Here is a 26,721-nt window from a genome sequence, read left to right on the forward strand (position 1 = left end):
GCCGGGGTGGCCTTGACGAGTCCGCTGGTCGCGCCGCCGGTCCTAGAGACCCAGGTCGCGCGCGACAATCTCCTTCATGATCTCCGTGGTGCCGCCGTAGATGGTGGTGATGCGGGAGTCGAGGTAGTCGTGGGCGATGCGGTACTCGAGCATGTAGCCGTAGGCGCCGTGCAGTTGGAGGCAGCGTCCGACGATGTCGACGTACTGCTCCGTGGCCCAGAACTTGGCCGCGGCGGCGTCGGCGGCGCTCAGTTCGCCGCGGGTGTGCCGGGCGAGCAGGTCGTCGATGTAGGCGCGGCCGACCCGGGCGGTGGTGACCATGTCGGCGAGCTGGAAGCGGGTGTTCTGGAAGGAGCCGACGGTGCGGCCGAACGCCTTGCGCTCCCTGACGTACTCCACGGTCCGCTCCAGCACGCCCTCGATGGACGCCACGGCGTTGGCGGCGATCGAGATCCGTTCCTGGGGGAGGTTGCGCATCAGGGACTTGAAGCCGGTGCCCTCCGCGCCGAGCAGGTTAACGGCCGGCACGCGGACGTCCTGGAAGAAGAGTTCGCTGGTGTCCTGGGCGTGCAGGCCGATCTTCTCCAGGTTGCGGCCCCGGGAGAAGCCGGGCCGGTCGGCCTCGACGACCAGCAGGCTGATCCCGCCGTGCCGGTCGGGTCCGGTCCGTACAGCGGTGACGACCAGGTCGGCGTTCTGCCCGTTGGAGATGAAGACCTTGCTGCCGTTGACGACGTAGTCGTCGCCGTCGCGGACGGCGGTGGTGGCGATGCCGGCCAGGTCGCTGCCGGTGCCCGGTTCGGTCATCGCGACCGCGACGATCGACTCGCCGGCGGCGATGCCCGGCAGCCAGCGGGCCTTCTGCTCGTCGTCGGTCAGGTCGGTGAAGTAGGGCACCACGATGTCGCTGGACAGTCCCACGCAGGCGAGGCCGTCGGAGACCGGGTGGCGGGAGAACTCCTCGCCGATCACCGCGTTGAAGCGGAAGTCGGTGACTCCGCCGCCGCCGTACTCCTCGGGGATGTTGAAGCCGAGGATGCCGGCCCGGGCGGCCTCCTGGAACAGCTCGCGGTCGACCTTGCCCTCGGCGCGCCACCGTTCGGCGTGCGGTGCGGCGTGCTTGTCGACGAACGCCCGGACCGTCTCGCGCAGCAGTTCGTGGTCGTCGTCGTACAGCGACCGTTCGGCGCGGATCGCACTCGTCATCAGGACTCCGATCTGAGCTGATCTCGTACATGGGGCAGGGAGCAGGAACACGGCGGGGAGCGGAAGTACGGCGGGGAGCGGGAGTTCGGCGGAGGGGTCAGCCGGGCGGGATGAGCACGGGCTTCAGCGTCAGGCCCGCCCGCTGGTCGGTGACCGCCCGGTCGAAGTCGTCCAGGGGGTACGTGGTCACCAGGGCGTCGAGGGGCAGGCGGCCCTCGACGTGACGCCGGATCAGTTCGGGGACGAGGAGCGAGGGTTCGGCGTCGCCCTCGACGCAGCCGCGCAGGTGCAGCCCGCGCAGCATCAGGTCCCGCACGTCGATACCGGCGGTGGCGGGCCCGAGGCCGACCACGGCCAGCGCTCCCCGGGGCCGCAGCAGTGCGAGGGCCCGGGTGATCGCCTCGGGGCGTCCGGTGGTGTCGAGCGCGTGGGTGACCGACGGGACGGGGTCGTCCAGGGAGGCGACGGCCAGCGCGCCGAAGCGGACCGCGAGTTCACGACGCGCGGCGACGGGCTCCGCCACCACGACCTCCACGCCGTCGGACAGGGCGGTCAGGACGGCGGCGGTGCCGACGGCGCCGGCGCCGACCACCAGGAGCCGGTCGCCGGGGCCCGGCCGCAGCACGTTGAGCACCGCGCCCGCGCCGGTCAGGAATCCGCACCCCAGCGGGGCGGCGACCTCCGGTGGCGTATCGCCGACCGGGACGCAGGACCTGGCGTCGGCCAGCGCGGCCGCGGCGAACGACGACTGCCCGAAGTGGGCGCCGAACACCGGGACGTCGTCGACGCGGATCGTGGCCGTCCCGTCCAGGCGTCGCCCCGACGCGTTGAGGGCGCTCGCCAGGTCGCAGTACGCGGGATGGCCCGCCCGGCACTGTCCGCACCGGCCGCAGGACGCGAAGGAGATCACGACGCGCTCCCCCACGGCGAGCGTGTCGACCGCGGTGCCGGTCCGCTCGACGATGCCGCACCCCTCGTGACCGAGCACGGCGGGCCGGTCACCGAGCGCCTTTCGGGTGACGAGGTCGGTGTGGCAGACGCCGACGGCCTCGATCCTGACGACCACCTCGTGGGCGCGCGGATCGTCCAGTTCGGCCTCGACGACTGCGGTGGGTCCCGCGCCGCGGGAGAGCAGCACGGAGGTCCTCACTCGCGCTCCAGGCCGAAGTAGAAGTGCCGGCCCGCCGCGAGCACGAGTCCGGGCTTGCCGTTCATCACGCCCATGAGGGTGGTGTCGTCCACGCGCTTGAAGTGGTCGAGCACGGCCATGCCGTCGTACACCATCGTGGCGGTCACCTCACCGCGGAACTGGACGTTCCAGAGACTGGCCCCGCCCCGCCCCGCCTCGGTGTCGGAGTAGAGGCTGCCGTCGCCGGCGCGGCAGATCAGCGGTTTGGCGTCGTCCAGCGCGTCGAACCGCTTGCCGTGCCAGCGGCTGGTGGCCAGCACCTTCTCGATGGGGTGGCCGGTCGGGAAGGCGAATCCGCGCCAGGGGCCGAGGACCGACGCCGCGTCGACGACGTCGAGGTCCGCCCAGAGGGCGTCGAGGTCCGCCGGGTCGTGCGGGCCCTGCGCGGCCCGCAGGGCCCGCCACCGCTCGCCCACGGACGCCGTGCGGCCGCTCATCGCACACCGAGCCGGCGCAGCAGGGACAGCTGGCCGTTGGTGCGGCGCACGAAGCCCTCCACCGCGCTCCGCCCCGGTTTCGGCGGGCCGAGCGGCATGAGGCGTTGGGTGGCGACCGTCTGGCTCTCGGTGTACTTGCGGATGCCCTCGGCCCCGTGCCGCCGGCCCAGTCCGCTGTCGCCCATGCCGCCCATCCCGGCCTCGATGCTGCCGGCCGCGGCCGCGGCGCCGTCGTTGATGTTGACCGACCCGGCGCGGATCCGGGCCGCCAGCCGGGCGGCGGCGCGGGTGTCCTTCGACCAGACGGACGCCGACAGGCCGTAGCTCCCCCGGTTGGCCAGGTCCACGGCCTCGTCGTCCGTGGCGTAGGAGTAGAGCGAGAGGACCGGGCCGAACGTCTCGTCGCCGCACACGGCCATCTCGTCCGTGACGCCTTCGAGGACCGTCGGTTCGTAGCAGAGCGGGCCGATCTCGGGTCGGGTCCGGCCGCCCGTGAGCACGGTCGCCCCCTTGTCCCGCGCGCCGTCGACGTGGCGCTCGACGGCGGCGAGCTGCGCCGCCGACGTGAGGGGGCCGAGGTCCGCGGCGTAGTCGTAGCCCTGTCCGAGCCGGAGCGCCTCCACCGCCCGGACCAGTTCGGTGCGGAAGGCGTCGTACACCTTCTCGTGGGCGTAGACGCGCTCGATGTGGATGCACATCTGCCCGGAGTTGGCGAAGGCCGCCACCACCGTGCCGGCCGCGGCGGCGGTGACGTCGGCGTCCGCCCGCACGATCAGCGGGTTCTTGCCGCCGAGTTCGAGGGAGGCGCCGGTCAGCCGTCGCGCGGCCCGCTCCGCGACGGAGCGCCCGGTGGCGGTCGACCCGGTGAAGCAGACGAAGTCGACGGCGTCGACCAGGGCGGTGCCCACCACGGGCCCGGGACCGGTGACGATCTGCCACAGCTCGGCCGGCAGTCCGGCCCGCGCCATCAGGTCGCGTGTCCACAGCAGGGTCAGTGCGGTCTGCGCATCCGCCTTGGAGACCACGGCGTTACCGGCCAGCAGGGCCGGCAACACGTCGCCCACGCCGAGGTACAGGGGGTAGTTCCACGGGGAGACGATGCCGACGACGCCCTTCGGTACGCGCACCTCCCTGACCTTGGTGAGGCCGGGCACCATGCCGCGCACGGAGCGCGGGGCCAGGTAGTGCCGGGCGCGCCGCGCGTAGTGCCGGGCGATGGCCGCGACCTGGGCCACCTCCTGCCAGGCGTGGTAGCGCGCCTTGCCGGTCTCCCACTGGATCAGGTCGAGTACCTGGTCCTGCCGCTCGAGCAGCAGGTCGTGGAAGGCGAGGACGACGGCGCCGCGGTCCCTCAGCGACGTCCGCGCCCACTGCGGCCGGGCCGCCCGGGCGCCGGCCACCGCCGCCTCGACGTCGGCCGGGGTGCTGACGGGGACGGCCGCGGTGGGCGCCAGGTCGAACGGGGCGACGGCCGTGGTCACCTCACCGCCGTCGGGTCCGTCGCCCGACGCCTCCTTGGACACCCACCCGCACCACCGCGCGATCGACTCGTCCGTCACCCACCCGGGCCTGGAGCTCGTCGTCGCAGGGCTGGGCGGTGCCGGGGTCTGGTCCTGCTCCGTGGTCATGCGAGCTCCTCGGTCGTACGGGACGGGATCGATCCGGAACGCCGTGGCGCTGCCCTTGTCGATGGCAGCGCGCCTCGCTATGTTAATCAAAAATCACATCCTGGAACAAGCTTCGAGCCGTGCAGGCAACGCCAACTCCCGGTGATACAAGGCGTGATGAGCCGCACGTCCTACCAGGAAAGCGAGCAAGTCAATGAGCAATCTCAGCCGCAGAAGAGTCCTGTCCCTGGGGGCGGCCCTGGGCCTCGTGGGCGCGGCGGGCAGCACCGACGCATGGGCGTGGTCGTCGGCGGGTTCCGTCGCCGGTGCCGGATCGGGCACCGACCCGGAGTACGTCTGGGACGACGAGGTGGACCAGCTGCTGGCCTCCCTCTTCGACAACGGCCAGATCCCGGCGGTCAACACCGCGATGGGGTCGTGGGTGAACAACAACGACCCCCTGCCCAGCGGCCTGCCACCCGAGCTGTCCGCCTATCTGCAGAAGGTCAACAAGCTGCCCTCGTGGGCGGATCCGGTGAAGCTGGCGCGCGCCGCCGACTTCAACCGCCGTAAGGACACGTACCTCTTCGTCCTCTACGGTCTGGGCAGCGGGATCATGAGCACCGTGATCCCGCGGGAGGCCAAGAGCGTCTACTGGTCCGCGGGCGGCGCCAACATGAAGGACCGCGCGGCCAAGACGTTCACGTTCGGCTACGACCTGGCCCAGCTGAAGGGCTTCGAGCCGACGGGCCAGATGGTGGTCACCGCCAACAAGACGCGTCTGGTGCACGCCGCCGTGCGGCACCTGCTGCCGCAGTCGCCCCACTGGACGGCGGTCGCGGACCAGAAGATCCCGATCAGCAACGCGGACATCCTGGTCACCTTCCACAGCCTGGGCACCTTCGTGCGCAGGAAGCTGCTCGACTGGAAGGTGCCGTTCCCGGCCGCGGACCAGGAGGCATTCCTGCACAGCTGGCAGGTGGCCCTGCACCTGCTCGGTGTGCGGGACGAGTACATCCCCAAGACGTGGGCCGACGCGGAGGCCCAGTCGGGCCAGGTGCTCACCCCGATCCTCTCGCCGACGACCGAGGGCATCGAACTCGCCGAGGACCTCCTCGGGCTGACCGCCCAGATCGACCTGGGCGTCACCCGCGGGTTCCTCAACGAGTTCGTCCGCTACGTCCTCAGCGACGAGATCGGGGACTGGCTCGGGCTGAAGCGCGACTACGCGTCGGCGACCCTGATCCGGACGGTGTGGCCCGCGTTCATCCTGTTCCGCGAGGGGCTGTCACCCGTCGCACCGGGGGCCTTCTACCTGTTCGACCAGTTCGTCCGCGCCCTGGCCATGGCCTTCCTCAACAACGGCAGTTCGGGGACGACCACGCCGATCGTGATCCCGACGGGGAACCGGGCGGGCTCCTGAGCCGCCCGGCCCCTCGCGCACCCCGCCCGTCCCACGGTGCATCCACCGTGGGACGGGCGTCCGCGCGGTCCGTGCGCTCAGACGCCGAGCGCGCCCACGACGAGCCCGGTGACGGCGGCCCGCTGGTCCGCTCCGTCCCGCCAGCGCAGGCTCCGCCCGGCCTCCACCACCACGCCGAAACCGGCGTGCACCAGGACCCTGGCCTGCCGCGGGTCGAGCTCGGGGCGGGCCAGCAGCAACTGCTGCTCCCAGACGGCGATGTGCTCGCGCTGCGCGAGGACCAGCGGGCGCTGCAGATCGGCCGGCAGACCGCCGAACTCGGCCTCGGCGACGCTGGTGAGGGCGGTGTGCTCGAAGCTGTACGCGACGTAGGTCGACGCGAGGGCCACCACGGCGTCCCGTGGATCGGTCACGTCCTGCAGGCTCTGGTCCACCGCCTGGGCCAGCAGCCCCGCGGCCTGCAGGCACGCCGCCGCGAGGATGTCGACCTTGCCCGGGTAGTGGCGGTAGAGCGCGGACGGTGCGAGCCCCACCGCCTCGGCGAGCTGGCCGTTCGTGACGTTGGCGAAGCCGTCCCTGGCGAACAGCGGGACGGCGGCCGCGAGGATCTCGGCGCGCCGGGAGCGCGGCACCGGCAGGACCGGCAGCTCGACGGGGCGTGCGCTCGCGCCGGAGGCCCGGGGGGCGGTGGCGACCACCCGCAGGGCGCAGGCCGACAGCAGGTCCTCGACCCGGCGCTGGGCGATGGAGGTGCGGTGCATGGTGATGGACCCGATGGCGCCGAGCGCCGCCACGACCCGCAACTGCTCGTCGGGCAGCGCACCCGCGCGCCGCACGGCCTCGGAGACCCGCCCGACGACCCGCCCGAACTTGGCCCTGAGCAGCCGGCGGTCCTCACGGTCGAGGTACCTGGCCTCCCAGCGGTACACGCCGCCCGACGCCCGGTGCGCGACGGTCACCTGGATGAGGGCGGCGAACACCTCGGCCGGGTCGGCGTCGGCCGGCAGCTCGTCGAGCGCGGCCACCAGCCGGTCCACCATGGTGTGCGCGCACTCCGCGAACAGCGCGTACTTGTTCGGGAAGTGCCGGTACAGGGCCGCGGCGGTGATCCCCACGGCGGCGGCGATCTCCTCCATCGACGCCGCGTGGTAGCCGCGCTCGCTGAACAGCCGGCCGGCCGCCTCGACGATGAGCTGCCTGCGGTTGCGGGGGCGCGTGGCCGTGGTCGGCTCGGCGGTCATGAACGCACGCACGCATGCGGGGACAGGGCCATGCGGCCAGTCAATCACACGTCGGACCGGACCGGGCCCGAGCCGTGACCCATGTGATTCCCGATTAACAAAAGTACGTCACGACGCTTCTCTGCCAGCGGCGTTGGACGGCACAATGCCGCCACGACCCCCACCACGCACGGCCCTTGCCCACCGACGAACCCGAGGAGTCGCCCATGTCGACGGACACGGCTCCCGCCTGGTCCTTCCGGAACCACTGGATGTCCCAGGCGGCCACCCACGCGACGATGCGCCCCGACAAGCCCGCGCTGCGCCACCTCGGCGAGACGACGACGTGGGCGCAGCTGTCGCGGCGCTCGCTGCAACTCGCCGCCGCCCTCGCCGACCGGGGCGTCACCGCGGGCGACCGCGTGGCCCTGCTCACGCTCAACCACCCGTGGTGCGTGGAGAGCGTGTTCGCGGCGAACAGCCTGGGCGCCATGGCCGTGCCGCTCAGCTTCCGGCTCGCCCCGCTGGAACTCGGCTACATCCTGGCCGACTGCACCCCCGCGGCGATCGTCGTCGACGCCCGGCTGCTGCCGCTGCTGCGGGCCGTCCCGGACGCCGCGTCGATCGGCACGGTCGTCGTGATCGGCGAGCCGTCCGGGGCGACGGAGGGCTGCCTCGCCTACGAGGAGTTCCTCGCGGCGCACGAGCCGATGGAACTGCCCGACATCAGCGAGGAGTCGACCGCGCTGATCATGTACACCTCGGGCACCACCGGGCGGCCGAAGGGAGTGATGCTCTCCCACCGCAACATGCAGGTCCAGGCGCTCACCTGCATCCGCGCGATGGAGATGTTCGACGACTCCGACGTCGGGTTCCTGACGGCGCCCTTCTTCCACATCGCCGGACTCGGCTCGATCGTGGCGAACATCCTGGTCGGCGGCACGGTGGTGATCCATCCGCTGGGCGCCTTCGATCCGGCGGCCGTGCTCGACGCGTACGAACGCGAGGGCGCCACCGTCGTGTTCAACGTCCCGCAGCAGTGGGACCTGATCTGCGCGCAGCCCGACATCGACAAGCGCGACCTGAAGCTGCGCATCATCAGCTGGGGGGCCGCTCCCGCGAGTGACGCGACGCTGCGCGCCATGGGCGAGAAGTTCCCCGCCGCGCTCAACGTGGCGGTGTTCGGCCAGACCGAGACCTCGCCGATCACCTGCGTGCTGCGCGGGGAGGACTCCCTGCGCAAGCTCGGCTCGGTCGGCCGGCCGATCCCGAGCATCCAGCACCGCATCGTCGACGCCGACATGAACGACGTCCCCGTGGGCGAGGTCGGCGAGATCGTCTACCGCGGCCCCAACCTGATGCGGGGCTACTGGCAGAAGCCGCAGGAGACCGCGGAGGCCTTCGACGGAGGCTGGTTCCACTCCGGCGACCTGGTCAGGCGGGACGACGAGGGCTTCGTCTGGGTCGTCGACCGCAAGAAGGACATGATCATCAGCGGCGGCGAGAACATCTACTGCGCCGAGCTGGAGAACGCCGTCGCCGCGCACCCGGCCGTGCGCGAGGTCGCGGTGATCGGCCGGCCCGACGAGCGCTGGGGCCAGGTGCCGGTCGCCTGCGTCGCCCTCGCGCAGGGAGCCGAGCTGTCGCTGTCCGGCCTGACGGAGTTCCTCGACGGGCGGCTCGCCTCGTTCAAGCGGCCCAAGGACCTCGTGGTCCTCGCCGAACTGCCCCGCAACGCGGGCGGCAAGGTGGTCAAGTCCGTGCTGCGCACCGAGGACGCGGCCCGCACCTCCTGACCCGCCTCCCGGCCACCGCTCAGACAGCGGGCACCGGCAGCGGCGGCAGCCGGGTCCCGTACAGCCAGGCCGCGAACAGCTCGTCCATCGGCCCGGCCGCGAACCGCTCCACGTGCGCGGTGAACGTCCGGGTGCTGACCACGCCGTGCCGGTGGACGACGGCCCACTCGCGCAGCATCCGGAAGAACGCGTCCTCGCCGAGCGCGCGGCGCACCGCGTGCACGGCGAGGCCGCCGCGTTCGTAGAGCCGGTCGTCGAACATCGACTTGCGGCCCGGATCGGCCAGTTCGAGGTCCTGGGGCTGGCCGGCCAGCAACCGGTGGGCGCTCGCGGCCAGGTCCTGGGCGGAGCGCCCGCCCGAGCGCTCCGCCCAGAGCCACTCGGCGTACTTGGCGAAGCCCTCGTTGAGCCAGATGTGCCGCCAGTCGGCGACGGTGACGCTGTTGCCGAACCACTGGTGGGCGAGTTCGTGGGCGACCAGCCGCTCCGAGCCGCGGGAGCCGTCGACGTGGTTGACGCCGAACAGCGACAGGCCCTGCGCCTCGACCGGCACGTCGAGTTCCTCGTCGGCCACGACGACGGCGTACTCGCCGAACGGATAGGGCCCGAAGAGCTCCTCGAAGAGGGTCATCATCTGCGGCTGGCGCGCGAAGTCCCGGGAGAACTCGGCGAGCAGGTGCGCCGGGAAGTGCCCGGTCTGCGGCACCCCGCTGAGCCCCGGGTCGCCGAGGAGCGCCGTCTGGTACCGGCCGATGGACAGGCCGACCAGATAGCTGGAGGTGGGCGCGGGCTGTTCGTAGAGCCAGGTGGTGGTGGAGGCCCGGGTGGTCCGGGTCAGCAGCTTGCCGCCGATCACCACCTGGTAGGCCGAGGGGGTGGTGATCGCGATCTGGTACGCGGCCTTGTCGGCGGGCCGGTCGTTGCACGGGTACCAGGACGGCGCTCCCACCGGCTGGCTGGCGACCAGCGCGCCGTCGGTCAGCTCCTCCCAGCCGAGTCCGCCCCAGGGGCTGCTGACGGGCTTGGGGTTGCCCGCGTAGGTCACCTCGACGGTGAACGCGGACCCGGCGGGCAGTTCCTTCGGCGGGCGCACCCGCAGCTTGCCGCCGCGGTGCGAGTAGTGCGGGGCGCGGCCGTCGACGCGGATGCGGCCGATCCGGAAGTCGCCCAGGTTCAGCTGGAACTCGGTGAGCGGGGCGCGGCCCGCGATCGCGCTGAGCCGGGCCGTGCCCTCCAGCCGGTTCGGGCCCGGCCGGTAGTCGAGGTCCAGCTCGTACCGGTGCACCCGGAAGCGGGAGTCACCGTTGCCCGGGAAGTAGGGGTCCGGTGCCGTCTTCTGCTGCCCGCTCACGCCTGGTCCGCTCCCTGCCCTGTCCTCGTGCGACGTGCCGCCGCGCCGCTCCTCGACGGCGGCCCGCCGCCTCAGGGGCGCCAGGCCTCGATCGGATTGCCCAGCCAGCGGGTGTCCGCCGGTACCGACTCACCGGCCATCACGAGGGATGCGGGGCCCAGGGTCGTACGGGCTCCGATCTCGCTGCCGGGGAGCACGATCCCGCCCGGGCCCAGGGTGGCGCCCGCACGGAGGATCACAGTATCCGTCCGCAGGATCCGATCATGGAAGAGGTGGGTCTGCAGGACGCAGCCCCGGTTCACGCTCACCGCGGACTCGAGCGTGACCAGATCGGTCTCCGGCAGCCAGTAGCTCTCGCACCACACGCCCCGGCCGATGCGGACGCCGAGCCCGCGCAGCCACAGGTTGAGGACGGGGGTGCCGGGCACGGCGCCGGCGAGCCAGGGGACGGCGAGCATCTCGACGAAGGTGTCGGCGAGTTCGTTGCGCCAGACGAAGCCGCACCACAGCGGGTGTTCGCCGGTGCGGTGCCGGCCGACGAGCAGCCACTTGGCGGCGACCGAGACGAGCGCGCCGAGCGCGCCCGCGGCGAGCAGGACCGCTCCGGACAGCAGCGCCGCGAACCACAGCCCGTGCGCGGCGGCCGCGGCGAGCAGCGCGACCGTGAGGATCACCAGCGCCGCGGAGCAGAACACCGGCACGATCCGGCACAGCTCGACCAGGGCCCGGGCCAGCCGCAGCCGGGCGGGCGGCGCGTAGGTGCGGCTGTCGTCGGCGCCGGCCGCCGCGCGGGGCAGCTCGACCGGCGGGAGCCCCAGGTAGGAGCTGCCCTTCTTGGCCTTCTTCGGGGTGGCCGAGAGCACGCCGACCAGTCCGTCGTCGGGCACCCGGCGGCCGGGCGCGGTCATGCCGGAGTTGCCGAGGAAGGCCCGCCGGCCGATCTCCGCGCGGCCGGTCCTGACCCAGCCGCCGCCCAGTTCGTACGGGGCGGTCAGGGTGTCGTCGGCGAGGAAGGCGCCCTCGCCGACCGTGGTCAGGCTGGGCAGCGCGAGCACGGTGGAGACCTCGGCGCCGCGGCCGACGCGCATGCCGAGCAGCCGCATCCAGACGGGTGTGACGAGCCCGGCGTACAGCGGGAAGAGGACCTGCCGGGACAGGTCCATGAGCTGGCTGACGGACCATGCCTGCCAGCCGACGCGGCTGTGGGTGGGGTGGGTGCCGGGGTGCAGGCCGAGGCCGAGCAGCCGCACGCCGACGAGGATCAGCGCGGCGTAGGCGAGGCCGAAGGCCAGGGTGGCGGGGACGAGCGCGAGCAGGGCGCCGCGGACGGCGTCGCCGAGCGCGGCGTCGGCGGGCACGAAGGCGCGCGCCACGTACAGCGCGGGCACCGCGGCGGCGACGGGCAGCAGGGTCAGTGCCGTCCCGGTCACGCCGTACATCGCCCGCCAGTGCGCCGCGCGCGGCGGGCGCTCGCGGGGCCAGTCGCGCTTGGCCTTGCCGAGCTTGGCGGCGGGCGATCCGGCCCAGCGCTGGCCGGTCGGGATCTGGCCCCGCACGGCCGAGCCCGGGGCGACCTCGGCGCGCTTGCCGACCTTGGCGCCGGGGAACAGGATGCTGCGGGTGCCGACCACGGCTCCCGCGCCGACCCTGACCTGGCCGATCTCCAGGCGGTCGCCGTCCAGCCAGTGCCCGGACAGGTCCACCTCGGTCTCCACGGAGCAGCCGCGGCCGAGCTTGAGCAGTCCGGTGACCGGGGGCAGCGAGTGCAGGTCGACGTCGTCGCCGACCTTGGCGCCGAGGGCCCGGGCGTAGCGCTGCAGCCAGGCGCCGGTGAGCGAGGTCGCGCCGCTGTACTCGGCGAGGCGTTCGGCGGTCCACAGGCGCAGATGGACGGAGCCGCCGCGCGGGTGGCTGCCGGGTGCGACGCCGCGCAGCAGCAGCCGGGCGCCGCCCGCCGCGAGGGCGAGGCGTCCGGGCGGGCTGTGCAGGACCAGGGCGCCGGCCGCGACCAGCCACCAGGAGGCGGTGGGCATCCACGGGTAGCCGCCCAGGTGGTGCAGGACATTGCCGAGGGCGGCGAGCACGACGACCCAGCGCAGTCCGACGAGGGTGAACAGCGGGATCAGCAGGGCCAGTTGGGCGACCTGGGTGCGGACGGGGACGGGGGTGACGACGCGGGCGGCACCGTCGTCCTGGCCGGACTTCTCCAGGCGTCGGGCGAGCTTGCGCAGGACGGGCCGCTCGTAGAGGTCGATGACGGCGGCGCTCGGGTAGCGGGTGCGCAGCCGGGTGGTGAGGCGGGCGGCGGCCAGGCTGTTCCCGCCGATCGCGAAGAAGTCGTCGGAGGCGCTGGTCACGGGGATGCCGAGGGTCTCGCTCCACTGCTCGGCGAGCCAGGCCTCGGTGCCGTACAGCTGCTCGGTCGCGGCGCCGGTGTCGAGGTCGGGCAGCGGCCAGAGCAGCGCGTTGCGGTCGACCTTGCCCGAGGTGCGGGTGGGCAGTTCGGCGACCGGGGCCAGCAACGGCACGAGCGCGGCGGGCAGTTCGGCGCGCAGCCGGGCGACGGCGGTGGCGTGGTCGAAGCCTTCCTGGGTGACCAGGTAGCCGACGAGCAGCTGGTTGCCGCTGCGGGCGGTGCGTACGGCGGCGGCCGCGCCCGCGACGCCGGGCAGGGCCTGGAGGGCGGCGTCGACCTCGCCGAGTTCGATGCGCCGGCCGCCGAGCTTGATCTGCTCGTCGGTGCGGCCGAGGAAGACGAGGCCCTCGGGGTCCGCCCTGACGAGGTCGCCGCTGCGGTAGGCGCGTGGCCAGCCCATCGACTCCAGCGGCGCGTACTTCTCGGCGTCCTTCTCGGGGTCGAGGTAGCGGGCGAGGCCCGCGCCGCCGATGACGAGCTGTCCGCAGGCGCCCATCGGCACCGGCCGGCCGGCCTCGTCGACGACGACCAGCTCCCAGCCGTTCAGCGGCAGTCCGATCCGGACCGGCTCCTCGCCGGTCATCAGGGCGGCGCAGGCGACGACGGTGGCCTCGGTGGGCCCGTACGTGTTCCAGACCTCGCGGCCCTCGGTGACCAGGCGCTGGGTGAGTTCCGGCGGGCAGGCCTCGCCGCCGAAGATCAGCAGGCGTACGTCGTCGAGGGCCTCCGGCTCCCAGAGGGCGGCGAGGGTCGGCACGGTGGAGATCACGGTGATCTCCTGCTCGACGAGCCACGGCCCGAGGTCGGCGCCGCTGCGCACCTGCGAGCGGGGCACCGGTACGAGGCAGGCACCGTAGCGCCAGGCCAGCCACATCTCCTCGCAGGAGGCGTCGAAGGCGACGGAGAGACCGGCCATCACGCGGTCGCCGGGCCCGATCGGCTCCTCGGTCAGGAACAGGGCGGCCTCGGCGTCGACGAACGCGGCGGCGCTGCGATGGGCGACCGCGACGCCCTTGGGCCGTCCGGTGGAACCGGAGGTGAAGATGATCCACGCGTCGTCCGCCGGTCCTGGCCGGGCGGCGGGCACGTCGGCGGGCTTGCCGACGGTGAACTCGTGTCCGGCGCCGATGACGGTGCGGACCTCCGCCTCCCCGAAGACGAGTTCGGCGCGCTCCTCCGGGTCCTCCGCGTCGACCGGCACGTAGGCGGCGCCGGCGGCGAGGACGGCGAGGATCGCGACGTACAGCTCGTTCGTGCCGCTGGGCACCCGGATCCCGACCCGGTCGCCCAGGCCCACGCCGGCCGCGTCGAGCCTGCGCCGTAGCTGTTCCACTTCCACGGCCAGCGCGCGGTACGTCAGCTGTCGGGTGCCGTCGTCGAGGGCGGGCTCGTCGGGGTACGCCAGGACCGTGGCGTCGAGCACGTCCAGGAGGGTGCGCGGCGGCGCGGCGCACCCCGCGGCGAAGAAGGCAGGCTCCTCGAACCGTTCGCTCATCTCCGCGTCGAGCAGGCTGAGCTCAGCGTTCGTGCGCGTGGCTTCCATCGGATCCTTACGTAGCGGGCCGCGCATCCCCGGGAGTTCGCCGTTCCCCACCCGGTCTGCCGGAGGCTGTCCGCATGCCTGAGCCGGACAACCGGCAAAGCCTAATCGGTCCCCGGAAATCCGGCATCGCGGACCGAGGAACCCTCCGCCGCCCCTCCGCCCGGCCACGACCACCACCGCAGGAGCCGGCCGGGGGCTCGCCCTGCGGGTCGCCTACGGGTCGTCTGCGGAAAGGGCGTCTTACGCGGCACGGTGGTGTGCGGCATGCTGGCGGGCGTGGGGGCCGACCTGCCGTGTCGTCCGGTCCCTGCCGAACTCCGGTCGGCGGCGGGCCCGTTGCCGCCGTCGGCCGTCATCCCCCACCGCTGAAGGAACCCCACCGTGTCCGAACAGCAGTTGCTCGTCCTCGACCCCAACGGATCCGACCACCACGCCGAGCACCTGGCCCTGCGCGCCCGCGGCCCGGCCACGCCGGTGGACATCCTCGGGGTGACCGCCTGGTCGATCTCCGACCCCGAGCTCCTCAAGCAGCTCCTGACCAGCCCGTACGTGTCCAAGGACGCCCGGGCCCACTGGCCGGCCTTCGCGGAGACGGTCGCGACCTGGCCGCTGGCCCTGTGGATCGCGGTGGACAACATGTTCACGGCCTACGGGAGCGACCACCGCCGCCTGCGCCGCCTGGTCGCCCCCGCCTTCTCGGTCCGCCGGGTCACCGCGATGAAGGCCGACGTCGAGGCCCTCGTGAGCGGCTTGCTCGACCGTCTCGACGAGGTTGCGGACGGTGCGGTCGTCGATCTGCGCGAGCACCTGGCCACCCCGCTGCCGATCGCCGTCGTCGGCCGGCTGATGGGCCTGCCCGCCGCCCAGGGGGCCGAGTTCCGCACGCTGGTGGACGGCGTGTTCGCCACCACGCTCTCCGCCGACGAGGCCGCGAAGAACACGGCCGCCGTGTACCAACTGCTCGCGGAGCTGATCGACGCCAAGCGGGCCGAGCCGGGCGACGACATGACGTCCCTGCTCATCGCCGCCCGCGACGAGGAGGGCGACGGCGGCGCCCTGACCGACGCCGAGCTGCGCGACACGCTGCTGCTGATGATCAGCGCCGGCTACGAGACGACCGTCAACGTCATCGACCAGGCCGTCTGCTCCCTGCTGACCGACCCGGCCCAGCTGGCCCACGTCCGGGCCGGCCGCTGCTCGTGGGAGGACGTCGTCGAGGAGACCCTGCGCCTCGAACCGGCCGTCAAGCACCTGCCCCTGCGCTACGCGCTCCAGGACGTCCCGCTGCCCGACGGCCGGACGATCCGCACCGGCGAGGCGATCCTCGCCTCGTACGCCGCCGCCAACCGCCACCCGGGCTGGCACGGCGACGACGCGGACCGGTTCGACGCGACCCGCGCCACCAAGGAGCACCTCGCCTTCGGGCACGGCGTCCACTACTGCCTGGGCGCCCCGCTCGCCCGGCTCGAGGTGAGCACGGCCCTGCGCCGCCTCTTCGACCGCTTCCCCGACGTCCGGCTGGCCGTGCCCGTCGAGGAGCTGGCCCCGGTGCCGACCCTGATCAGCAACGGACACATGACCCTGCCCGTACGCCTGCGGCCGGCACCGGTGGACTGACCGGGGCCGGCCCTCAGTCGGCGAGCGCGCCCATCGGGTCCCAGGCGGGCAGGACGATGGGCGGTTCGTCGAGGGCGGCGGCCAGCTCCGGCGGCAGCGCGGACCGCCGCACCGCGACCTCGAAGACGTGCTCGCCGAACCACGAGTCGTTCATCGTCCAGAAGCCCTTGTCGGCCTTCTCGTCGCCCCAGCTGTTCTCGACCCGCCAGCGGCGCGGCGCACCGTCGACCACGTCCACGCCGGTGAACAGCATCGCGTGCGTCATCTGGGTCTCGTGGTGGACGAGCCGGGCCGCCTTGTCCAGCTCGAACGACGCGTCGTAGACCGCCTCGTAGTCGAACAGGTCCGCGTCCCAGAGCCCGAGGTCGGCGCGCATCATCCGGCCGACGTCACAGCCGAACCAGACCGGTTCGCCGCCCACCACGGCCGCCACGCTGAGACGTTTCAGCAGATCCATCCCGACGTTCAGGTAGACCACCGGCGGAGCCTCGACGACGTTGCCCAGGTGCTCGACGGTGAAGGTGCGGCCGACCGGGCTCGACTCCCTCGGGTCGTGCACGAGGCACACGTACTCGTCGAGGGGTATCCGCACGTACGCCGCGGCGAACTCGGCCGGCGTCAGCCAGCCGTCCCGGTGGAACTCCTGGTCCTTGTCCCGCCACTGCCACAGGAACTGCCGCGGCGGCGTGCCGAGGTGGATGCTGAGCACCCGGTGGACGGCGGCCAGCACTTCGTGCTTGTGCGCACGCTGTGCCTCGGGCCCCTCGGCGGCCAGCCGGCGCAGGTCCCGGGCGCCCCTCCGGAGCAGGCTCTTGAGCGCCCGGTTCATCGGCCCGGTCGCCGACGAGCTGTCCGTCTCCGGCATCGCCGACTTCGGCACCAGGCCGTGCTTGGCGACGAGCGCCACGAACATGTTCCACTGGCCGCCGTCGCTGATGGGGTCCCCGAGCAGGTGCGCCACCGTGCGGTCGTCGACGTCGCGGTCGGACGTCTCGACGATGCTCTCCAGGAAGTGGTTCGCCCGCTCGAACTTGTCCCACCACAGCACGTAGTTCTGGGAGAACTCGAAGTCCTTGACGCCGAGTTCGCGCGCGGCGCCGACGCGCAGCAGGTTCAGCCCGGCGAACATCCAGCAGCGGCCGCTCTTCTTCTGGTTGGTGACCTTCCAGTCGTCCAGGTGGTGGGAGACGGAGTGGTCGGCGGCGGTCACGATGCGCCGGTCGAGGGCGATGTCGTCCACGGACGTCTGGGTCACGGCGTTCTGCATCAGACGGTTCGCCGGCCGGGCGGCGAACTCCTTCTCGAACGCCTCGAGTTGCTCTGCGGTGAGGCTGCGGTCCTTGGCCTGGCGGGAGTGCGATTGTCCGAGCGTCACAGTGATCCGCTTTCCCGTTCTCGATGCGGCCCGTGGTCCCGGGCCCGTGGCTGGCAGGAGGGGTGGAGCTGTCTCACCGTTCCACGGCCGTTGACCGGCAGTCAACGGACCTGCCCCGACCCGAACCTCACCGGTCACAGGGGTTTCAGGCGTCGGCGATTCGGCCAACCTCGCGCCGTCCGGGACCGGCTCCACCACGGCGGGGGCGCGCTCGTGCCCTGGTGTTCGCGGGCGCCCAGCACGTCCGGAATCGCCCGCGTTCGATTCCCCGCGGGCGTCGTTGGGCCGGGCACCGCCGGACCACCCCCGCGCGGCGACCACCCCTGAGGAGGAATGCAGATGACGGTGAACGACACCGCGACCGCGGCCGGGACGGCACCGCCCCCACCACCCCCCGCCACGCTCACCTTCGAGGGCGAGCACGGCAGGAACCCGCTGGCGGACGCCAGTTTCACGGCCATGTGCCGACGCCTTCCCGCCGTGCTCGCGCACACGGCACGCCGGGCGTGGGGCGTCGACAGGACCGGTGTCGTCCTGCTCCTCGCCTGCCAGGTGTTCACCGGCGTCGCGGCCGCCGTCGTCCTCACCTGCACCGCCCGCGCGATGACGCACCTGCTCGGCACGGGCCCCGTCTCCGCACGCCTGCACGGAGCCCTGCCCGCCCTGCTCGTGGTGACGGCGGCCGCCGGTCTCGGCCGGATCGGCAGCGCCCTGTCCTCGTACGCCGACGGGCGGATCACCCCGCTGCTGACGTCGGAGGCGGACCTCGCACTGGTCGCCGCCGTCTGCCGGGTGGAGTCCGCCGCGTACGGCGAGGACGGGTTCGCCGACCGGCAGGAGGCCGCCGAGGTCGGCGTCACCCGCACCCGCCTGATGGTGCAGGACGCCCAGCGCTTCATGGCCGCCCTGATCCGCATGATCGCCGCGAGCGGGGTGATCACCGCGCTGCACCCGCTGATGCTGCCGCTGCTGCTGCTCGCCGTGCTCCCGGCCGGTACAGGGGCGGTGCTCAGCGCACGCGTGGACTACGAGACGCACTACCTGAACGTCGGTGACCGCAACGTCCGTTCCATGATGCGCTGGTGGGCCACCTACTCCCGGTACGGCGACGAGGTCCGCGCCAACGGCATGACCGGCTACCTCGTCCACTGGTACCGCGCCCTGTCCGACCGCATCGACCGGCGCACCCTCACCGCCGCGCCCCGCATGCTCCGCATCGTCCTGGCGACCAGCGCCCTGGGCGGACTGTTCCTGCTGGGCACGTGGGCCGCGCTCGCCTGGCTGGCCACCACCGGCCGGGTCGCCCTGCCCGTCGCCGCCACCGCCGTGGTCGCCGTGCAGACGACGCTCGCCGCGCTGTCCCAGTTCGTGGTGCACGGCGCCGCCCTGTTCCACACCTCCCTCTACCTGGCGGACATGCGGGCGTTCCTCGACCTGGCGGCCCGGCGCGCCCCCGCCCGCGGTGCGGCGACCGTCGCCGACCGGGTGGCGCAGATCCGGCTCGACGAGGTCTCCTACCGGTACCCCGGCAAGGACGAACCGGCCGTCGACGGGGTCTCCCTCACCCTGCGCCGCGGCGAGATCCTGGCCGTCGTCGGCGAGAACGGCTCCGGCAAGTCGACCCTGACCAGGCTCCTCACCGGCATCCTCCTCGCCGACAAGGGCCGCGTGCTGTGGGACGGCACCGATCTCGCCGACGCCGACCCCGACGCCGTGTGGCGCCGCACCTCGCTCGTGCCGCAGAACTTCGCCTGCTGGCCGCTGCGGGCCCGCGAGAACATCACCCTGGGCCAGCCGAAGACCCACGACGACGATCCGGTCTGGGACGTCGTCGACGCCGTCGGCATGCGCGAGGCCGTCGAGAAGCTGCCGCACGGGCTCGACACACTGCTGGCCAAGGAGCTGTGGGGCGGTGCCGAGCTGTCCGGCGGCCAGTGGCAACGCCTGGCGTGCGCCAGGGCGTTGTACCGCCGCACGCCGCTGCTGATCCTGGACGAGCCGACCTCGCAGATGGACGCCCGCGGCGAGCACTCCGTCTTCCTGGAGATCCGGCGGATCGCGGCCGAGCGCATGACGATCGTCGTCACCCACCAGCTCGAGAACACCCGGCTCGCCGACCGCGTCCTCGTCATGGACCGGGGGCGCGTCGTCGAGCAGGGCTCGTACGAGGACCTGGTCGCGGCCGGCGGACTCTTCGCCGAACTCGTCGCGCTGGCCGACGACCGCTGAACCCGCGCGCCCGGAGGGGAGCGGGCACCCGGTCCGCTCCCCTCCGGGGAAGGCGTGTCGCCTCCACGCTCACCGTCGTGTCTTCGGCACCTTCAGCAGGTCCCAGCTGACCTTGCCCGGGATGCCGTCGGCGTCCTTCCCCTTGAAGCCCAGCTTGTGCTGCCAGGCCGCGTACGACGTGCGGTCGGCCTCGGTCCACTCGGGGCCCGGTCCTGACTCGTAGCGGCTGCAGCTCTCCGCCATCAGGCGGTGCCCCATCATCGTGATCATGGGGTGGCTCCGTCCGACGTGGAAGAAGCCGCCGCCGGGGAACGGCTCGTACTCGGTCTTCGGCTTGGGCTTGGGTGTCGGCTCCGGGTCCTTGCCTCCCTTGTCCCCGCCGTGGCCGGCGAGGCGGTCCGCTATGCGCGCCCGCATGCCGTCCATGGTGAAGCCGCGCGGGTCGACCTTGCCCGGCTGCCACTCCTTGTGGCCGATCACCGAGCGTTCGCTCCAGCCGTGGGCGCGGCAGATGGCGGCGGCGACCTTCTCGATGGCCTCCTTCTGCACTTGGGGCCAAGGGTCCTTGCCGTCACCGAGGTTGATGCACTCGAAGCCGTAGAAGTGACGGTTGCCGTCGGTGTCGGCGGCGTTGTCGTGCGGCAGCTTCGTCTCGTTGACGACGGCGCGCAGCACGTCGCTGTCGCCGAGACCCGCGTGATTGGCCCGGCCGTTGCCCACCAGGTGGACCTCGCCCTTCTTGTCGATGACGCCGTGGCACAGCGGGCCCGGCAGGTTGGCGTGGCCCTCGTAGCAGAGCGCGACCGACGAGCTCGTGCCGGAGGTGACGGTGTGGTGGATCATCACGCCGTTCATCGGGCCGTACGGGCCCTTCGCGTTGCGGTTGTGGCGGCGCCAGTTGCGGACCTCGTGGACGGTGAGGCCCTCGGCGCGCAGCACCTGCACCAGCTTGGACGCGGTCAGGGGCGTGGCCATCAGGCGTTCCCCTCCCCCGCGGCGGAGTCGTCGACCGCGGCCTCGGCCGCCGCGGTCGTCTGCGACCTGCCGGTGTCCGGCGCCGCGCCCTCGGCGGCCAACTCCTCCTCGTGCGCCCGCCGTTCGGCGGCGAGGGAGGCCGCGTCGGCCGGCGGCACGGTCCGGGTGGCGAGGGGCGAGAAGCCGAGGCGCAGGTCGACGGGGCTGCCCTCGCCCTTGACCAGGGCGAGCGGCGCGTAGTGGTGGACGATGCCGGCCGGGTGGCACAGCAGGGGCTTGCGCGCGGCGTTCACCGGCCAGTCGACGTCGCCGGTGGCGGTGCGGGCGGCGACGGTCCAGTAGTCGCCGGTGCGGTAGGTGCCGCCCTTCTCGAAGTAGACCTCGACGCCGTCCTCCAGCGGCAGCCAGCCGCCCTCCTCGACGCGGACGGCGCCGCCGCGCAGCGCCGCGGTGCGGCCCCGCTGCTTGGGGGCGGCCCGGTGGTCCCAGCGGCGCAGGTACGGGTGGAGTTCGGCGCGCCGTCCGACGTGCCGGTCCGGCTCGGCCGACAGCCGGACCCGGCGGCCCGGCAGGTCGAGCTCCTCGACCCTGAGCAGCGGCAGCGGCTCCAGGCGGGAGGCGTACGCGGTGTCGACCAGCTCGACGTGGTCGCCGACGTCGAGGTCCAGCTTGGCGTCCTGGCCGAGGGTCGCCAACTGGATCCAGGTGCCGTCGACCTCGTCGACGGGGAAGACCACGGAGCCGTTCTCCCGCGACCACTTGAAGGTGGCGTCACCCGGTTCGCCCGCCGTGCCCGCCGCCCCGCCCGCGTGGATCTCGATGCGGTAGAGCTGGTTCTCCGGGCCCCGGTAGGCGGCGTCCGGCCTGACCAGGCAGGGGTCCTCGTCGGCGTGGTCGGGGCGCTCGCTGCGCACGGCGAGCCGGGCCTTGGGCGCGGACTCCTTCGCCGCCCAGCGTTCGAAGGCCCGGCGCACGTCGTCCGGCGGCGGCACGGCGCCCTCGATGCCCAGCGTCGCGTAGGCGAGCGGCAGCACCTGCCAGACGACCTTGCGGCGGGCGGCGGTGTCGGGCATCGCCGAGCCGAGCGCGACCTCGCGCAGCGCCGGGTCCTCGGCGGCGGTCACCGCGCGCTCCCACACGTCGAGGTACACGACGAAGGGGTAGTCGGTGGGCAGCCGGTCGCCCGGCTTCTCCTTGTCGCGATAGCCGTCGGGCTGGTCCCAGTAGTCCCAGAACGCGGTCGGTGCCGGGCCGGGCGTGCCGCTGTCGGCTTCGCTGTCGTCGTCGGCTGCGGCGGCGGCTTCGTCGGGCACCGCGTCGCCGGCCGTCGGGCGGGTCGCGTCGCACAGGATGCCGTCGACGTAGTAGTGGCCGCCGTGGATCTCCAGGGTGTCGAGATCGGGGGTGGCGCCGTGGTACTGGATCCGGAAGCCCGTGTCGCCGCCCGCGCCGAGCGGGCCGCCGTGCTGTCCGATCAGGTCGACGGCGGTCGCGCGCGCCTGGTGGAGCTGGATCGCGGCCTGCTCGTTGACGTCCGCGTCGAGCTGGACCCGGCCCTGCTGGGCGATGACCGCCGCGTAGTGCCGGGCGGGCCGGAAGGTGGCACGGGAGAAGTCTGCGTGCATGAAGGGTGTCCCCCTGGTTCGGAATGGTGCGGGTCGCACGTCGTCGGATGGGTGGGGCGCGCCCCGTGGGAGCGGGTCCGCTCAGGTCACGAAGAAGATCCCGGCGTCCGTTCCGGCGGGCACGTACTCCGTGAGGCGGGCCCGCAGGCTGTCCTCGCGCTGCGGCCGGTACAGGTCGTGGAAGGCGCCCATCTCGGCGCCGTCCTCGGCCCCGCGCCGGATCTCCTCGGCGCACCGGTCGGCCAACTGCCCGTACCAGGGCGTCCCGTAGCGCTCGGAGGTGAACAGCGGCCGCACGTTCGCGCCCTCGGGCCGGCAGCGGTACCGGCGCGGGGTGCGCGATCCGGCGGGGACGTAGCTGAAGCGCAGGCAGCCGATGCCGCGCCGCGCGACGTGCAGCCGTCCCGTGAGGACGGAGTTCTCGGCGATGCGCACCGCGTGCGTGTGCACCTCGCCGATGACGGTGGTGCGGTGGAGGTGCAGGACGGCGTGCGCGTGCCGGCAGTCCGGTGCGGACAGCGCGGCGCGGTCGGGTCCGGTGGCGTCGAGGATCGAGTCGCGCAGGTGGATGTCGAGCGGGTCCTCGGACACTTCGTCGCCGATGACCTCGACGGTGCCGAGGACGCTGTCCTCGACCTGCAGGCAGGCGGTGGTGCGTTCCAGGACGATGCTGGGTTCGTCCGGCGAGTGCGGGGTGCACTCCGGTTCCAGGGACCAGCCGGGCACGAGCGTCGAGTGCCGTACGACGACGGCGCCCATCGGGCCCGTGACGTTGATGCCGCGGCCGGCGACGAGCAGCCCGTCGAGCACGATCCGCGGCCGGTCCGCGGGCGCGCAGTCCTCGGACACGGCACGGACGTTGAGGGCGTCGGGCCGGTTGCTGTACCAGTCGAGGAGCCGGATGACGGGCCGTGCGCCCTCGGCGGCGCGCAGTTCGAAGCGGTCGCCCGGGTCGAGGTCGAAGTCGAGCTGTTCCTGGTAGGCGCCGCTGTGGGTGATCTCGACGATGCCGTCGGGCCCGCAGCTCCCGGACCTGCGGTCGTGCTGCCAGGCCCGGTAGGCGTCCATGATCTGCCGGTACGGCTCGCCGGGCCCCACCCGGTAGACGGTGGCGTCGGGCCGCTCCACGCGGTCGCGCGGGTACTCGCCGCCGCCCATGTCGGCGGCGGCCGCGTAGTGGTAGTCGACCCACACGCCCTGCCGGGGCGCGGACCGCGCGCCGAACGCGATGCGGCCCGACTCGGGGTCCACGGCGACCTGTCCGCGCTTGGGCCGGTACCGCCACTCCGACAGGTCGGCGACCACGATGTCGGACAGCGGCACCGGCTGGTCCTCGCCGTCGCGGCGGATGACGAAACTCTTGCCGGGTCCGTAGTAGTCGGCGAGCCGGTCGTGCAACTGACGGCGCCGGATGAACGCGGGGACGTTGTCGATCGTCGCGATGTGGGTGGCCGACGGCTCCGGCTCCGGCCTGGTGACGAGCGGGGTGTCGTTGCCGAGGATGGAGAAGGTGTACAGGTGGCGGGCCCGGTCGATGCAGTACGCGGGTGAGCTGGTCAGTGAGTGGGCCTTGAGCCGCCACACGAAGAGCGCCACCCCGGCCGGGCTCAGGCCCCCTTGGCGGTAGCGGGAGTCGGCGCGCCGCACGTCGACGCTCCTGGCCACCGCGCCGAAGGGTCCGCCGGCCAGGTCGAGCGCCGCACCGTCGCGGAGGTCGGCGGTCCGCCCGCGCCCGGTCCGGTGGGCGGTCCCGGCCTGGTCGGCCGAGAGCCGCACCGGCTGCTGGTGGGAGACGAGCCGGGACAGCTCCACGGCGCGCGCGGGCCAGTCGGCGACCTGCTCGGAGATCTCCTCCAGGAGGTGCAGGGTGCCCTTGCGGCGACGGCTCGCGACGGTCGAGGCGACGTCGCGGCGGGGCGCGACGGCCTGTTCGAGGCGGGTGGCGGACGCGCCGCGCAGCCCGGTGGTGAGGACCCGTTCGTAGCCGGGCAGGGTGCGGTATCCCACGAGGTCGCCGAGGTAGGGCAGCACCCAGGGCGCGGCGGTCTCGACGAACAGGTCCTCGTAGCCCTGCTCGACGCCGTCGCGCACCCGGTCCAGCTGCTCGGCCATGACGGCGAGCAGCGCCCGCAGCGGTTCGCCCTCCTCGGCGTCGCGCAGGCGGTGCCACTGGGGCAGCAGGTCGGCGAGGCCGTCCGGCTCTCGGGACATCACTTGACCTCCGTGAGAACGAGCGTGTCCGCGGCGTGCGGCGACAGCAGGGCGAGCTGGGCCGGGCGGATGCCGCGGAAGACGTACACCGACCGGCCCTCGGCGAGGCGCCGGGTGTCGGTGATGTCGGGGTTGAGGCGCAGGAGTTCGGCGAGCGGCAGCCCGTAGCGGGCGCTGACCGCCGACAGGGTCTCGCCGTCCTTGGCGCGCACGGTGTGGACGCGTTCGTCGTACGTCGCCGTGCGCGCCGGGACCGTGGCGCGCGGCGGGCCGGGATCGGCGACCAGGGCGGCCACCTCCTCGGGCGTCGCCGAGGCCGGCACACCGGTGAACACGTCGACGTCCACGTAGTCGACGCCCGGCACCCGGTGTGCCGTGGCGAGGACGTCGGACAGGGCGGCCGGTCGGCCCAACTCCCTTCCCTCGAAGCCGAGTCGGCGCAGGAGCGCCTGGCGGAGCCGGGGTTCGACGGTCTCCCAGGCGTGGTCGGGCGCGACCTTGACCCGGGCGGCGAGGAGCAGCAGCACCAGTTCGCGCACGTCGACGCGGACCGCGAGGCGCGGATCGCCGTACGTGGCGAGGGAGGCCCGCAGGGAGCGCAGCAGGTCGGAGTCGCCGGTGTGGTCGGCGATCGGGACGTCGTCCGTGCCGGCGACGGTGACGTGCAGCAACCGCCGCCTGCCGTCGAAGAGTTCGCGGGCCGAGGCCCGGCCGATCCCGGCGCGGGAGCGGGCGAAGTCCTCGTAGTCGGGGACCGAGACCAGCCGGTCGAGGGCGGCCACCGCCAGCGGGACGGTGGAGCGGGTCAGCGCTGGGCCGTCCGCGTCGGCGCCGCCGCTCGCGGGCCGCGGGTTGGTGACCGAGGTGACGCCGAGGGGGCGGCTGACGGCCTGGGTGATGCGGTCCTCGGCCACGTTGGCGGCCTTGCCGGTGCCGAACCGGTAGCGGGCCCGGACGTTCTCGTGGCCGCCGGGCAGCCGGGCGCCGTGCACCCCGTCGCCGAAGGTCACGGTGGTGCGGCCGTCGGCGGTGGCGCCGGTGATGTAGACGCGGTCGCGGGGGCCGCGTCCGGCGAGGCTGTCGACCTCGTGCCAGAGCAGGCCGTCGACCCGGACCTCCAGGGCGGGCGTCGCACCGAGAGGGGTGTCGGCGGCCGTCCAGGTCAGCGGGGACTGCCAGAGCGCGAAGGTCTGGTTGACGCGGTCGGAACTGCCGCTGCCGATGGGTTCGTCACGGCTCTCGCCGTGGGTGGCCGCGACGACGTTGCCGAGGATCCGGACGGTGTCGCGGCGATAGCGGTGGGCGAGGTCGGCGGTGAGCGTGAGCCGGGTGTGGAAGGGGCCGTCGGGGGCGGCCGGGTCGGTGACGCGTGCGGTGTCGGCGATCACCACGACCTCGGTGGCGGTGACGCCGGTGGTGCCGGGGACGTCACTGCGCTCACCGCTGACGATGAGCGTCCGGCCGCGCTGCAGGTCCTCGTGGAGCCGGGCCAGTTCGATCTCGTTGCCGTGCACGTCCTCGCCGAGCGGCTCGTCGGCCATGCGCAGCTGCTCGCCCGCCGCGTACACGGTGGTGTCCCTGATGTGCGAGAGCAGCACGTCCTTCTCGTCCAGCCACGGGTCGGCGAGGACGAGTTCGGTGCCGCGTCCGGTGATCCCGTAGTTGGTGTACGCGGCCGTGCGCACCGCCGTGACCTTGGTGGTGACGAACGACAGCGCGCTGTCGCCCGGAATCCCGCCCTGCTGTCCCTTCGCGGGGCGGCGGATCGCGACCCAGCTGCCGACGGTGACGGAGTCCTGGACGCCGTCGAGTTGCAGGATCGTCCGGTTGAGCGGCTCGGGCCGCCCGGCGATGACGATCTCCACGTTGGGCTGGGTGCCGGCCGCCGTGTAGGTGAGGGTCACCTCGTGGTCGTCGCGGGTGATCTGCTGGGGCGTGCCGGGCTGCAGGACGACCGGGTCGCTCGCTCCGGTGCCGACCACGACGTGGACGCGCCCCTCGTCGTCGGGCCGGGACACGAACAGCCCGAACTCGGGCAGTCCCGCGTGCAGTTGGGCGGTGACGCCGGGTTCCTGGGAGTCGGTGGGCCGGCGCGACAGCCAGTTCAGATCGCGCTCGGGGGCGACGCGCGCCGACAGGTCGACGGTGCCGGGGCCGAGCCGGAACGTGGGGATCGGGGTCTGGCCGAGCAGGTTCTCGGAGCGCTGGTCGGAGGCGCCGGCCTCGATGTACTGGAACTCGGCCTTCGTCGGCACCTTGCCCGCGGTGTCGAAGACGACCCGCATGCTGGTCAGCACGGCACCGGTGAGCGGCCAGTCGGCGGTGCGCACGACCCGGCCCCGGTCGTCCTGGACAGGCTTGAGCGGTGCCGTCGCGCCGAACGGGGCCGTGCGCACGCGCATGGCCAGGAGTTCGCGCAGCAGCTTGGGCGCGCTCGGTGCCCCGGCCCGGCGCAGGGCCGACGGGAGGGTGCGGGCGAGGCCGGGGTGCAGGGCCGTCAG

16 protein-coding genes are annotated in these 26,721 nt (G+C 73.3%); 4 read left to right on the forward strand and 12 right to left on the reverse strand.

Going from position 1 to position 26,721, the window contains the following annotated elements; genetic code table 11:
* Positions 1 to 42: 42 nt before the first annotated feature.
* The 4 genes from M4J07_RS32470 to M4J07_RS32485 all read right to left on the reverse strand — a co-directional run bounded on the left by M4J07_RS32470 (position 43) and on the right by M4J07_RS32485 (position 4,460).
* Positions 43 to 1,206, reverse strand: coding sequence for an acyl-CoA dehydrogenase family protein (locus M4J07_RS32470; protein WP_255977672.1), 1,164 nt, complete (start codon positions 1,204 to 1,206; stop codon positions 43 to 45).
* A gap of 97 nt (positions 1,207 to 1,303) precedes the next feature.
* Positions 1,304 to 2,356, reverse strand: a complete 1,053-nt coding sequence (locus M4J07_RS32475; protein ID WP_255977674.1) for an alcohol dehydrogenase catalytic domain-containing protein — start codon at positions 2,354 to 2,356, stop codon at positions 1,304 to 1,306.
* Positions 2,353 to 2,832 carry a DUF4334 domain-containing protein gene (locus M4J07_RS32480; protein WP_255977676.1) on the reverse strand — a complete coding sequence of 160 codons (480 nt, stop codon included), beginning with the start codon at positions 2,830 to 2,832 and terminating at the stop codon, positions 2,353 to 2,355. The genes M4J07_RS32475 and M4J07_RS32480 overlap by 4 nt, the downstream gene beginning before the upstream one ends.
* The gene (locus M4J07_RS32485) at positions 2,829 to 4,460 is read right to left on the reverse strand and encodes a succinic semialdehyde dehydrogenase (protein WP_255977678.1); all 1,632 of its coding nucleotides are present in this window, start codon (positions 4,458 to 4,460) and stop codon (positions 2,829 to 2,831) included. The genes M4J07_RS32480 and M4J07_RS32485 overlap by 4 nt, the downstream gene beginning before the upstream one ends.
* A 193-nt stretch (positions 4,461 to 4,653) precedes the next feature.
* On the opposite strand from M4J07_RS32485, the gene M4J07_RS32490 reads away from it, so the two are divergent.
* The gene (locus M4J07_RS32490; protein WP_255977680.1) at positions 4,654 to 5,862 is read left to right on the forward strand and encodes an oxygenase MpaB family protein; all 1,209 of its coding nucleotides are present in this window, start codon (positions 4,654 to 4,656) and stop codon (positions 5,860 to 5,862) included.
* A 77-nt stretch (positions 5,863 to 5,939) separates the two neighbouring features.
* Here M4J07_RS32490 and M4J07_RS32495 read toward each other — a convergent pair whose 3' ends face one another.
* The gene (locus M4J07_RS32495) at positions 5,940 to 7,103 is read right to left on the reverse strand and encodes a TetR/AcrR family transcriptional regulator (RefSeq protein WP_255977682.1); all 1,164 of its coding nucleotides are present in this window, start codon (positions 7,101 to 7,103) and stop codon (positions 5,940 to 5,942) included.
* A gap of 206 nt (positions 7,104 to 7,309) precedes the next feature.
* On the opposite strand from M4J07_RS32495, the gene M4J07_RS32500 reads away from it, so the two are divergent.
* Positions 7,310 to 8,878, forward strand: coding sequence for a long-chain-fatty-acid--CoA ligase (locus M4J07_RS32500; protein WP_255977684.1), 1,569 nt, complete (start codon positions 7,310 to 7,312; stop codon positions 8,876 to 8,878).
* A 19-nt stretch (positions 8,879 to 8,897) separates the two neighbouring features.
* On the opposite strand, the gene M4J07_RS32505 is transcribed toward M4J07_RS32500, so the two are convergent.
* Positions 8,898 to 10,229: a M1 family metallopeptidase gene (locus M4J07_RS32505; protein ID WP_255977686.1), complete on the reverse strand. Its 1,332-nt coding sequence runs from the start codon at positions 10,227 to 10,229 to the stop codon at positions 8,898 to 8,900.
* Between the two features lie 71 nt (positions 10,230 to 10,300).
* The gene (locus tag M4J07_RS32510; RefSeq protein WP_255977688.1) at positions 10,301 to 14,188 is read right to left on the reverse strand and encodes a Pls/PosA family non-ribosomal peptide synthetase; all 3,888 of its coding nucleotides are present in this window, start codon (positions 14,186 to 14,188) and stop codon (positions 10,301 to 10,303) included.
* A 381-nt stretch (positions 14,189 to 14,569) separates the two neighbouring features.
* Between M4J07_RS32510 and M4J07_RS32515 the strand changes: the two genes are divergently transcribed.
* A complete protein-coding gene (locus M4J07_RS32515) occupies positions 14,570 to 15,805 on the forward strand; it encodes a cytochrome P450 family protein (protein ID WP_255977690.1) in 1,236 nt (411 codons plus the stop codon).
* Positions 15,806 to 15,818: 13 nt separating this feature from the next.
* On the opposite strand, the gene M4J07_RS32520 is transcribed toward M4J07_RS32515, so the two are convergent.
* Complete coding sequence (locus M4J07_RS32520; protein ID WP_255977692.1) at positions 15,819 to 17,180, reverse strand: C1 family peptidase; 1,362 nt, start codon at positions 17,178 to 17,180, stop codon at positions 15,819 to 15,821.
* Positions 17,181 to 17,519: 339 nt separating this feature from the next.
* On the opposite strand from M4J07_RS32520, the gene M4J07_RS32525 reads away from it, so the two are divergent.
* Positions 17,520 to 19,409, forward strand: coding sequence for an ATP-binding cassette domain-containing protein (locus M4J07_RS32525; RefSeq protein ID WP_255977694.1), 1,890 nt, complete (start codon positions 17,520 to 17,522; stop codon positions 19,407 to 19,409).
* A 69-nt stretch (positions 19,410 to 19,478) separates the two neighbouring features.
* Here the strand turns inward: M4J07_RS32525 and M4J07_RS32530 are convergent, their stop codons facing one another.
* From M4J07_RS32530 to M4J07_RS32545, 4 genes are all read right to left on the reverse strand, one after another.
* A complete protein-coding gene (locus M4J07_RS32530; RefSeq protein ID WP_255977697.1) occupies positions 19,479 to 20,384 on the reverse strand; it encodes a peptidoglycan-binding protein in 906 nt (301 codons plus the stop codon).
* Complete coding sequence (locus M4J07_RS32535) at positions 20,384 to 22,009, reverse strand: DUF6519 domain-containing protein (protein ID WP_255977699.1); 1,626 nt, start codon at positions 22,007 to 22,009, stop codon at positions 20,384 to 20,386. Before M4J07_RS32535 ends, M4J07_RS32530 begins: the two co-directional genes overlap by 1 nt.
* An 81-nt stretch (positions 22,010 to 22,090) precedes the next feature.
* Entirely contained in the window at positions 22,091 to 24,220 is a 2,130-nt protein-coding gene (locus M4J07_RS32540; protein ID WP_255977701.1) for a hypothetical protein, read from the reverse strand.
* The coding region (locus tag M4J07_RS32545) for a putative baseplate assembly protein (protein ID WP_255977703.1) at positions 24,220 to 26,721 on the reverse strand (2,502 nt) is incomplete at its 5' end. The genes M4J07_RS32545 and M4J07_RS32540, both read right to left, overlap by 1 nt.

This window comes from Streptomyces longispororuber (assembly GCF_024448165.1).
Lineage (GTDB): Bacteria > Actinomycetota > Actinomycetes > Streptomycetales > Streptomycetaceae > Streptomyces > Streptomyces longispororuber_A.

What these genes read in the sequence shown, in the direction of transcription:
- M4J07_RS32485 (WP_255977678.1), bottom strand. Translation starts at nt 4,460, where the DNA reads ATGACCACGGAGCAGGACCAGACCCCGGCACCGCCCAGCCCTGCGACG.
- M4J07_RS32525 (WP_255977694.1), top strand. Translation starts at nt 17,520, where the DNA reads ATGACGGTGAACGACACCGCGACCGCGGCCGGGACGGCACCGCCCCCA.
- M4J07_RS32530 (WP_255977697.1), bottom strand. Translation starts at nt 20,384, where the DNA reads ATGGCCACGCCCCTGACCGCGTCCAAGCTGGTGCAGGTGCTGCGCGCC.
- M4J07_RS32490 (WP_255977680.1), top strand. Translation starts at nt 4,654, where the DNA reads ATGAGCAATCTCAGCCGCAGAAGAGTCCTGTCCCTGGGGGCGGCCCTG.
- M4J07_RS32495 (WP_255977682.1), bottom strand. Translation starts at nt 7,103, where the DNA reads ATGACCGCCGAGCCGACCACGGCCACGCGCCCCCGCAACCGCAGGCAG.
- M4J07_RS32480 (WP_255977676.1), bottom strand. Translation starts at nt 2,832, where the DNA reads ATGAGCGGCCGCACGGCGTCCGTGGGCGAGCGGTGGCGGGCCCTGCGG.
- M4J07_RS32510 (WP_255977688.1), bottom strand. Translation starts at nt 14,188, where the DNA reads ATGGAAGCCACGCGCACGAACGCTGAGCTCAGCCTGCTCGACGCGGAG.
- M4J07_RS32535 (WP_255977699.1), bottom strand. Translation starts at nt 22,009, where the DNA reads ATGCACGCAGACTTCTCCCGTGCCACCTTCCGGCCCGCCCGGCACTAC.
- M4J07_RS32470 (WP_255977672.1), bottom strand. Translation starts at nt 1,206, where the DNA reads ATGACGAGTGCGATCCGCGCCGAACGGTCGCTGTACGACGACGACCAC.
- M4J07_RS32500 (WP_255977684.1), top strand. Translation starts at nt 7,310, where the DNA reads ATGTCGACGGACACGGCTCCCGCCTGGTCCTTCCGGAACCACTGGATG.
- M4J07_RS32540 (WP_255977701.1), bottom strand. Translation starts at nt 24,220, where the DNA reads ATGTCCCGAGAGCCGGACGGCCTCGCCGACCTGCTGCCCCAGTGGCAC.